General features: G+C 68.4%; 8 protein-coding genes and 1 pseudogene. 6 read left to right on the top strand and 3 right to left on the bottom strand.

What is annotated here, in order from left to right; translation table 11 throughout:
• The first annotated feature begins 85 nt into the window (after positions 1–85).
• The 4 genes from VMS22_09640 (at position 86) to VMS22_09625 (ending at position 4,991) form a co-directional block, all read left to right on the top strand.
• Complete coding sequence (locus tag VMS22_09640) at positions 86–289, top strand: YtcA family lipoprotein (GenBank protein HXJ34283.1); 204 nt, start codon at positions 86–88, stop codon at positions 287–289.
• Positions 290–299: 10 nt separating this feature from the next.
• Positions 300–1,349: an HlyD family efflux transporter periplasmic adaptor subunit gene (locus tag VMS22_09635; protein HXJ34282.1), complete on the top strand. Its 1,050-nt coding sequence runs from the start codon at positions 300–302 to the stop codon at positions 1,347–1,349.
• Positions 1,350–1,362: 13 nt separating this feature from the next.
• Complete coding sequence (locus tag VMS22_09630) at positions 1,363–3,507, top strand: FUSC family protein (protein ID HXJ34281.1); 2,145 nt, start codon at positions 1,363–1,365, stop codon at positions 3,505–3,507.
• Positions 3,508–3,656: 149 nt separating this feature from the next.
• On the top strand, positions 3,657–4,991 hold the full coding sequence (locus VMS22_09625; GenBank protein HXJ34280.1) for a TolC family protein: 1,335 nt from the start codon (positions 3,657–3,659) through the stop codon (positions 4,989–4,991).
• Between the two features lie 6 nt (positions 4,992–4,997).
• On the opposite strand, the gene VMS22_09620 is transcribed toward VMS22_09625, so the two are convergent.
• From VMS22_09620 to VMS22_09610, 3 genes are all read right to left on the bottom strand, one after another.
• The gene (locus tag VMS22_09620) at positions 4,998–5,753 is read right to left on the bottom strand and encodes a carboxymuconolactone decarboxylase family protein (protein HXJ34279.1); all 756 of its coding nucleotides are present in this window, start codon (positions 5,751–5,753) and stop codon (positions 4,998–5,000) included.
• 319 nt (positions 5,754–6,072) lie between these two features.
• Positions 6,073–6,252 carry a hypothetical protein gene (locus tag VMS22_09615; GenBank protein ID HXJ34278.1) on the bottom strand — a complete coding sequence of 60 codons (180 nt, stop codon included), beginning with the start codon at positions 6,250–6,252 and terminating at the stop codon, positions 6,073–6,075.
• Between the two features lie 68 nt (positions 6,253–6,320).
• The gene (locus VMS22_09610; protein ID HXJ34277.1) at positions 6,321–8,543 is read right to left on the bottom strand and encodes a PAS domain S-box protein; all 2,223 of its coding nucleotides are present in this window, start codon (positions 8,541–8,543) and stop codon (positions 6,321–6,323) included.
• A 268-nt stretch (positions 8,544–8,811) separates the two neighbouring features.
• On the opposite strand from VMS22_09610, the pseudogene VMS22_09605 reads away from it, so the two are divergent.
• Positions 8,812–8,994 (top strand): annotated as a pseudogene (locus tag VMS22_09605) (hypothetical protein).
• Positions 8,995–9,187: 193 nt separating this feature from the next.
• A partial coding sequence (locus VMS22_09600; GenBank protein ID HXJ34276.1) for a hypothetical protein occupies positions 9,188–9,500 on the top strand: 313 nt, incomplete at its 3' end.

Genomic DNA, 9,500 nt, shown 5'->3' with positions numbered 1-9,500 from the left:
GTTGGATTCGGAGGGTCCAGTCCGCGGCTCCGCGCGGGCCTCGACGTTGTAGCGTTGTATGACCTGAGCATCGAGAAGGCTACCCATGGCGCCGTCCGTGAACATCCTCGGGTCGTTTTTCCCGGCGTGGCTGATCAGCATCGTGATCGGCGTGGTCCTCACTCTCGTCGTCAGGCAGGTATTCGTGGCGACGAAAACGGCCGCCGCGCTTCGGCCAGCCGCACTCGCATACCCGAGCCTGGCGTTCATTCTCATCTTCGCGACTTGGCTGATCTTGTTCGGAGGCTGAGGTGCGAGACGTGCGCCCCATCTTGGAGCGGTTCCTCGTGCCCGGCCTGCTGGCTGCGGCGATCGTGCTGGGCGCGGTAGTGGTCCACCGCATCGTGTGGAACCCAACGACCGACGACGCGATCGTCATGGCCGACATCATCAACGTCGTGCCGCAGGTGAGCGGCAACATCGACGAGCTCCATATCGTCGACAACCAGATGGTGCGGGCAGGAGAGCTTCTCTTCGTCATCGATCAGCGCCCGTATCGGATTGCCGTGGAGCGCGCGCGCGCGGAGGTCGCCGCGCTCGACGGCGAGATCGACGTGACGCAGCGGCGGATCGAGGGACAACGCTTCGCGGTCGAAGGCGCGAGGGCGGCGCTCCGCCGCGCGGAGGCCCAGGCGAAGAAGGCCAGCGACACCCGTCGGCGAATGGAGCCGTTGCTCGGCAAGGAGTTCGTGACGCCCGAGCAGGTGGATCAGTCTCGCACCGCGGAGCTCACGGCGCAGGCTTCGGTCGACGAGGCGCGTCAGAAGGCCGATCAGGCCGAAAAGGACGTGGGCAACCTGCTCGCGCTCCAGGCCAAGCGGGATGCGGCGCAGGCGGCGCTCGCCAAGGCAGAGCTCGATCTCGGCTACTGCACCGTGAGCGCTCCCTTCGACGCCCGCGTCGTCAACCTGCATACGGCGATCGGACAGTTCGTGGCGCCGGGGCCGGTGCCGGTATTCTCGCTGGTGGACGATCGGGCCTGGTACGTGTTGGCGAACTACCGCGAGACCGACCTCACCCACATCGCGCCGGGCATGGAGGCCGAGCTCTACGTGCTGAGCGATCCGAGCCATCGCTTCCGCGGCATCGTGCAGGGGATTGGCTGGGCCGTGAACCCCGAAGACATGCAGATCACGCCCGGGCTCCCGCGGATCCAACGCGAGCTCGAGTGGGTGCACATCGCGCAGCGCTTTCCGGTCCGCATCCGCGTCGAGGATCCGCAGCCGCGCGAGCTGCTTCGCGTGGGGGCCTCTGCCGTCGCGATCGTGCGAAGCGGGTCCTCTCCCCGCGCGCAGGTCGGCACCCGCTGAAGGGGAACGGCGCGTGTTCGCCACGAGCGGCACGTCGATGCGAGCCGCGAGCGGGGCAGCAGCCATCCCCTCGCTGATCGCGTTCCTGCGTCGGGAGCTCGCGCCGTTTCCCGGTCGCGGCATCGCCACCTGCCGCATCGTCGTGGCGTGCGTCGTCGCCGTCGTGTTGTGCATGACGCTTCGCGTGCCGGATGCCTATCTCGCCGTGTGGGTGGTGTTCAAGATCGCGCTCGAGGAGTCCGGCGAGACCCTGCTGACTGGCATCCTCTGTCTAGCGACGCTCACGCTCGCGGTCGCCGTCTCGCTCGTGCTGTTGTTCGTCTCGATGGACCAGCCGTCCCTGCGCTTCTGCCTGGTGGGGGCGACCGCAGCCGCAGCGTTCTTCCTGCGCCGCATCTTCGCCATCGGCGCCGTCGGGTTCCTGTTTGGGCTGGTCCCGACCGTCGCTCTGACGCTGCCGGACTTCATGCCGACTCCAGACCGCGCCGTGCGACTCACGCTGTGGCTGTGGCCCATGTTCGGGCTCGGCATCGCCTGCGCAGTCGCGGCCAACCTGTGGATTGCGCCCACCGATCCACTGCGGCTGCTCCGCGAAGACCTGCTCCGCCGCGTGGACGCCGCCGGAGCAGCCATCGCAGCGAGTCTCGGCCGCCGCCCCGTCGACGCGCGTGGCCTCGCGCCGCCGGCGACGCTGGGGATCGCGAGGGTGCTGGGCCTCCTGCGCAGCGCGGAGCTCGTGCACCCGTCCCGGCGTGCCCGGCACGCGCAGCAGAGCGCGTTGATCACGCTGACGGATCGACTGCAGACTGCCGCCGCCGCGCTGCAGGACGTGTCGATCGAGCCGAGCCCGGCGGAGCGCGCGCGGTTGGGAGCGCTTGCAGCCGACTGCGCCCGCCTGCGGCACGCGATCGAGAGCGACGAGGCGCTCGCGCCGGTGACGGAGGCGCCCGCACCGCGCGCGGCCGATCGCGGCTCCGCGCTGCTGCCCGTACTCGTCGAGCTCGAGAACGTCGTCGCGCTCGCGCAACAGGTGCTGGCCTCCGATGCGATCGCGATCGCGAGCGCCGCGCCCGAACCCGAGCGCACCCGCTTGTTCGTGGCGGACGCGTTCACGAATGTCGAGTACGTCCGCTACGCGCTGAAGGGCGCGCTTGCCGTCCTGATCTGTTATCTGCTGATGCATGCCGTCGACTGGCCTGGCATCCGCACGTGTTACATCACGTGCATGATCGTGGGCCTGACGAGCGAGGGCGCCACGATCCAGAGGGGCACCTTGCGCATCGCGGGAGCCCTCGTCGGCGGGGCAATGGGCTTCCTGGCCATCCTGCTGCTGATCCCGAACATGGAGTCGATCACGTCGCTCGCGCTGCTCGTGGCGGCCGGCACCGCGGTGGCCGCGTGGGTCTACGTCGGCAGCGCGCGCATCTCCTATGCGGGAGTGCAGATCGCCCTCGCCTTCTTCATCTGCGTGATCCAGGCCTTCGAGCCGAGCTGGTACTTCTACACCATTCGGGATCGCCTGGTGGGCATCCTGCTCGGCAACGCCATGATCAGCCTGGTCTTCCTCGGCGTCTGGCCGGTCCGCGCGGGCACGGCCATGTGGATCGGCCTTTCGTCGGCGTTGCGTGCGATGGCCGACCTCGCCCGCGTCGGGCGCGTGAGCGACGACCAGGCGATCATTGCCCGCGCCATCCAAGGCTTGCGTTTGCGCGCCTACCGCCACTTCGCGGCGGCCCAGCAGTCGAGCGAGGAAGAGGCCTTCGAGTGGACCTCTCGCGAGCGCGACGGCGCGGCGCAGAGACACTTCCCGGCAGCGATCGCCGAGGCTCAGTCGGTCTTCCTGACCCAGCTTGCGATCGCGAGCCAGCGACCCGCCGTTGCGCCGACGAAGCTGCCGCCGTCGTTGGTCGCCGCGACGCGCCGCTTCGACGACCGGGTGGGAGCGAGTCTAGAGGTCATCGCCGATCGCACGTCGGCGTCCGTACTTCGAGAGATTCCGGACCTGCGCGAAGCGCTGGCCGAGTGGGCGGGTGTCGCGGACGCCATGCGCTCTCAGATCGCGAACCGGGAATGGGCGCTCCAAGTCGAAGGTCGGCTCGCCCTGTATCGCCGGCTGGTGCCACGACTCGAGCGGCTCGCGTCCGCGGTGATCCGTTGATGCGGAGCGCGCGAGTCCGATGCGGGCCCAGTGCGACGGTTCTCCTCCGGCTCGTCGCGCCGCTGCTCGCTGGCTGCGCGGCCTATGCGCCGCTCGCGAACGCGCCGCCATCCGCGGATCGCCCGTGGAAGGGCTCGGATCTGGAACGCGTGGCAGCCGGGCTCGCGCGCCCCGAAGCCGGCGAGCGCCCGGGATCTCCGGAGCCCGTCGCGATCGATGCACAGAAGATCTACGAGCTCGCCGAGCTGATCGACGTCGCGCAGCGCAACAACCCCGAGACGCGCGTCGCTTGGGAGCGCGTCCGCCAGGCGGCGATCGGGACCGGCCTCGCCGAGGGCGCGTACTATCCGAAGCTCGCCGCGGTCGCGACCGCCGCGATCGCATCGGTGCCGCTCCCGATTCCCGAGACGGTAGTCCCCGGCGGCGTGTTCCGGGCCGACACGCATTTCCTCATCCCCGCGTTGAGCCTCGAGTGGCTGCTGCTGGACTTCGGCCGCCGCCGCGCCGCGGTCGATGCGGCCCAGGCGCTCGTCGCCGAGGCCAACGCGGGGTTCAATGCGAAGCACCAGGAGGTCGTTTTCGACGTCACCCGGGACTTCTACGCGCTGACGGCGGCACGCGGCAAGCGGCACGCCAACCAGGCGGCCCTCGACTCGGCGCGCAGCGTCGAAGACGCCGTGGTCGCGCGCAAGGAGCACGGCCTTGCCACGCGGCCCGAGGTTCTGCAGGTGCAGGAGGAAGTCGCGAGAGCCGCGTACGAACTCGAGGACGCGATGGCCGCGGAGCACGACGCCCGCATGGCGCTCCTCGAGAGTGTCGGAATCGGACCCGCTACGCCGATCGAGATCGTCGACGTCTCGCAGCGGCCGTTGCCTCGGGAGCTCACGGAGTCGGTCGACGAGGCCGTGGACCGCGCGCTGGCCCAGCGCCCGGATCTGATCGCGCTGCTCGCGAGCGTGCAGGCCCAAGAGGCCGAGGTGAGGCGGGCGCGCGCCGAGTTCTGGCCGCGGCTCGCGGCGCGGGGTGAAATCGGCGGGAACTTCGGCGAGCTCAAGGTCGAAGACAGCAGCTATCAGGGAGTAGGCGAAGCGCAGTACTCCGTCGGACTGCGTTTCGAGTGGGATCTGTTCGAAGGCTTCGAGCGCCGGAACAAGGTGAAGCTGGCCGAGTCGCGGCGGCGCGAGGCGGAGAACGAGCTGGAGCACGCGAAGGAGAAGACCGTTCGCGAGGTGTGGAAGGCGTACAACGACGCCAAGGTCGCTCTCGCGAAGCAGCGCGCTGCAGCGGCGCTGCTCGACGCCTCCGAGCGAGCGTGGGCGGCGACGTTCGAGTCCTACCAGCACGGTCTCGCGAGCTTCCCCGATGTGCGCGAGGCGGAACGCAGCCTGGCTCAGGCGCGCGCGCGCGAGCAGGCGGCTCGCGCGGAGGCCTGGACGCAGGCCGCGGCCTTCGCCGTCAGCACGGGAGACCTGGCGCAACCTTGATCGCACTCAGCGCCGCGCGAGCTCCTCGTCGAGGATCGGCACCAGGAAGTTGCAGGCCTGCACGCTCTGCACGAAACACAGCTTGAGGACTTCGATGAGCTCTTCCCAGGTGGCCCCGGCTCGCATCGCGGCCTTGATGTGCCGGCGCGTCTCGGCTGGTTGGAGATGTCCCTGTGATGCGTAGTAGGCGACGCTCAGGAAGGCGAAGAGCTTCGGCGCCATGACGCCACTCTTTTCCAGTTCCACTCGGGTGGCAATGACTTCCTCGGTCCACTCTGGATCCAGGTAGACGAAGGAATCCCAGACGCCATCCCATCGGCCGGCAGCCCGCAGCATGTCGACGGTCGGCGTCGGCGCCTGCGCCGGCGTCCGTCGGCCCTCGAGGTCGGACGGGGGTAGCTCTTCGACCAGAAGGTGGCCCGCGAACGCGCTAGAACGAACGGAGCGCAGCGCGGACAGCTTGAGGACCAGCAGGATTTCGTCGCGACTGGCTCCGGCCTCCAGTGCCGCACGGATGTGGCGGCGAGCGCTCTCGGGATGCGGGACTGCGGCTCCGGCGTTCAATGCGATGCTGATGAGCTCCACTGTCTTGCGGGAGAGCACCCCAGACTGCCACGGATTGGTCGTCATCCGAAGGCAAGTCTCGGCCCAAGCCGGGTCCCATTCGCGCAAGAGATCCAGCGCTCTCTCCCACGTGCCGCCCGTCGCGGCGGCGGAGGCTCGCGTACCCTCGCCACTTCGCGTCGCATCGTCCCTGGTCATCTTCGCCTCCCCATCCCATCCGTGCTCCCGGGAGGGTCCGTCCGAATGCCCAGCGCTGCAACTCGGCCCGCCCCGATCGACGACCGGCTTCCTGTTCGCGGATCAGCCCACGAGTCGGGCGGCTATCGCCACGAGCGCGAAGCTTGCCGCCAGGAACGCGAACGATTCGATACTTGTGAGTATGCGCAGCTGCGCCGGTGGCCAACCACGGACAGCAACCGATCAACAAGGTGTTGGAAACGAGCAGCGCCCAGCAATCGTTCGATCAGCAGGAACGGGATTGCCGCGGGACTGGTCGAGACGATCCCGAGCAGCGCGCTCAACAGCGCACCGTAGACGCCTCGCCCGCGAAGGCCATCCCCGTCATCGCGAGCGCTCCTCTTCCCTGGAATCCCTCGTCCTGCAGCGTCCGCTGCGCGGCGAGAAACGTGACCACCGCCGTGGCATCGAGCATGCCGAGGTCGAGATCGTCGGAGGACGTGCCCAGCGCGCCTCGCACGCCGGAGCAGGCGGCTACGCCAATGGCGCGCCGAAATATCGGCGCCCTCGGCAGAGCCAGTCCGACGTCTACGAGGCGGTCGGCGGATGGGAGATCGTGGCTACAGATGCTTTCGCCGCGAGAAGGCGGAAGCAGAAGACGGCGCCGCGATCGAGGTTCGACTCGGCCCACAGGCGGCCCCCGTGCACCTCGATGATCGAACGACTGATCGCGAGGCCCAGGCCCATGCCGTGCGGTTTGGTGGTATAGAACGCCTCGAAGAGGCGGTCCGTCTCCTCGGGCTGCAGGCCGATCCCGCGGTCCTGCACGCTGATCCTCACCGCAGGGTGACCGTCCTGCTCATCGAGCTGCCCGACGATCGCGAGCTTCCGCTCGGCCTCTTCGACGCTGCTCATGGCGTCCATGCCGTTGATGACCAGGTTCAACAACACCTGCTGGAGCTGCACGCGGTCGCCGACCACGACGGGGAGGTCGGCAGGCATGTCCGTGCAAATCGACACGTGACGCGCAGCGAACTCGGCCGCAGCCAGCGCGAGCACGTCCTTCACGACGTCAACGAGCCGCAGCTCCGCCCGTTCGGGCGTCGAGCGCTTCGCGAGGGCCCGCACGCGCTCGATGATCGCGCTCGCCCGTTCGGCATCGGCGACGATGTCCCCCAGAACCTCTTGCAGCTCCCCCCGCTCCTGGCGCCCACTCGCGAGCAGCGCGCGACACGCACTGGCGTTGTTGGTGATGGCGGCGAGCGGCTGATTGAGCTCGTGTGCGAAGGAGGCGGTCACCTCGCCGAGCGTGGTCACGCGCGTCACGTGCGCCAATGCCGCCTGCGCCTCGCGCAGCGCCTGCTCCGAAATCTTGCGATCCGTGATGTCCCGCACGAGCGCGATGGCGAAGCGATGGCCGTCCTCGGAGCGGAACACACGCGTGCGGACCTCGCTCGGGAACAGAGTCCCGTCCTTTCGGCGATAGCGACTCTCGAAAGTGACGACGTCCTCGCCTCTCGCATGACGCTCGCGGATCCAGTTCATGTCCAAGTCCGCATCGAGATCGGCCGCGGTCTTCCCGATGAGCTCGTCGCGCGTGTAACCGCTGCTCTCGCACGCCCGGCGGTTGACATCGATGACGATGCCCCTCTCGTCGGACAGGAAGAACGCATCGCTCGCGTGGTCGACCAGGGTGCGGAAACGGGTCTCGCTCGCGCGCAGCTCGTCCTCGGCGCGCCTGCGCTGGGTGATGTCCTCGCACGCGACGAGGACGACGACGTCGTCGGCCGCCGTCCGCATCGTTCTCGCGGTCTCGCGAACCCACAGCACCGTGCCGTCCTTGCGGATCTTGCGGATCTCCCAGCTCATCGCCTCGCCAGGATGCGCGACGCAGTCGGCGACGTGCCGGCGGGCAGCCTCTCGATCGTCGTCGAGGAACACGTCCAGCACGGGGCGACCCACCAGCTCCTCGACCGTGTAGCCGAGCTGCTCGGCGCCGAACGGGTTGACCGAGATCACCGTGCCGGCGGGATCGAGCATGAAGTACATGGTCGGGTTGTGCTCGAAAACCGCCCTCCACTTCTCCTCGCTCATCCGCAGTGCTTCTTCGGCGTGTTTCTGATTCGTGATGTCGTTGGCCGTCACGAGAAAGGCGACCGGATTGCCCGATGTGTCTCGCTGGACCACGCTCCGAGACGCGACGATGGTGCGCTTCCCGGTGCGCGTCGTGGTAATGAGCTCGCCCTGCCAGGAGCCGGTTCGCAGCAGCTCCTCAGCGATGTTTGAGATCGGCTCGAGATATGTCGTCTGCAGGAGCTCGTGCGCGGCCCGGCCGAGCGCTTCGTCGGCCGTCCATCCGTACACCTCTTCGGCGCCTTGATTCCAATAGGTGATGCGATCGTCCATGCCGGTGATGCAGATCGTGTCGTGTGTCAGATCCAGGAGTCGAGCCCGCTCCTCCGAGAGCCGCGCGACTCGCGTCGATCGGCTGACGAGGCGCGTCGTCACGAGCGCGGTGAGCAGGAACGCCGCCAGCTCCACGGCGTCCGCGGGGCTCTCGATCCGGAACGTGAAGATCGGCTTGACGAAGAAGTAGTTCAGAGACGCGACGGCCGAGAGCGACAGCAAGGCGAGCGGGATGAACTCGCTCACGAGGGAAAGCAGGACGATGACGATCAAGCAGAGGAACGCGGTCGGGGTCGAGTCGAATCCGAGGTCGAAACACACGAGCGTCACCACGGCCAGGGCACAGAGACCCAGCAAGAAGCTGCCGATGGCTCGCGGAAGCGCTCGCGTTCGTGGCCCGCTCATCGCGGTCCCCGGTTCAGGTCACGCAATTATGCACGAGCGGAGAGCCACAAGCAGGCCCGCACGGTAGAACCGGGAGCCGTCGCCACGATCGATCTGCCGCGCTCGTGTCTTCGAGGGTCGTCCTCATCCTGTACTCCATTCTCGCCGGGCCGGCGTCCTGGCGGTCGGGGAAGGTCACATCAAGCTCGATCGTCGAGGTACCAGGGGACATCGACCACGACGATGTGTCGCTCCCCTTGCAACAAGAGGAGAGCAGCCATCAGAAACGGTGAACCCGATCTTCACCTGGGTGCGTCTCGCCCAGCGCATCGCGGTGCGGATCGAGATCACCGACTCGCCCGATGGCGTCGTCCTGGTCCCGGCGCCCGCACTGACCAGCTTCCAGGAGGGGATCGCGCTGTCGAGCAAAATCCGCCCGGCGCCCGTCTTCGAGTCGGGGAACTCGAGCTAGCGCCGCCCGACGTCGACGCCCTCCCATCAGAGCCGCCGTGCGCCGCCATGGCCCGCCGCCCTCAAGGAACCGCGCAGGCTGCCGGGATGGCGGCACGCGCGCCGGTCACTCGGCAGCCTGCGTCCGGATCCGGCCGGGGTGAATCGCGTCCCGGCCGCGCGCCTCGGCACGCCGTTTGCTCGAGAGCACTGCGATGGACACCGTGACCGAACACCGGATCCGGACGCTCGTCGACGCGGGGGTTCGACGCGTCCATAGACTCGTCGGAGACGGCGGCAACCCCGTAGCCGAAGCCATTGCCTTGTCCGCGAGCGGCACTCATGCCCCGACTTGCGATTCCGCCCGATCCGGCCCGACCGTGGCTTCGCCTCCCGCTCACGTCCCGCCTTGGGCGCGCTTCGAATCGCACCCCGGTGGCGCGTGGAGGCGTGCCTGGCTGTACCCAACGCTGCGGCTGACGGCGAAGCGCATGTGGACCCACGGCGCCAACATCGCTTTGCTGCGCG

The organism is Candidatus Eisenbacteria bacterium (assembly GCA_035577985.1).
Classification (GTDB): Bacteria; Desulfobacterota; Binatia; order DP-6; family DP-6; genus DATJZY01.
The sequence above is the reverse complement of the archived record's forward strand: the minus strand, read 5'-3'. Positions and strand labels throughout refer to the sequence as shown.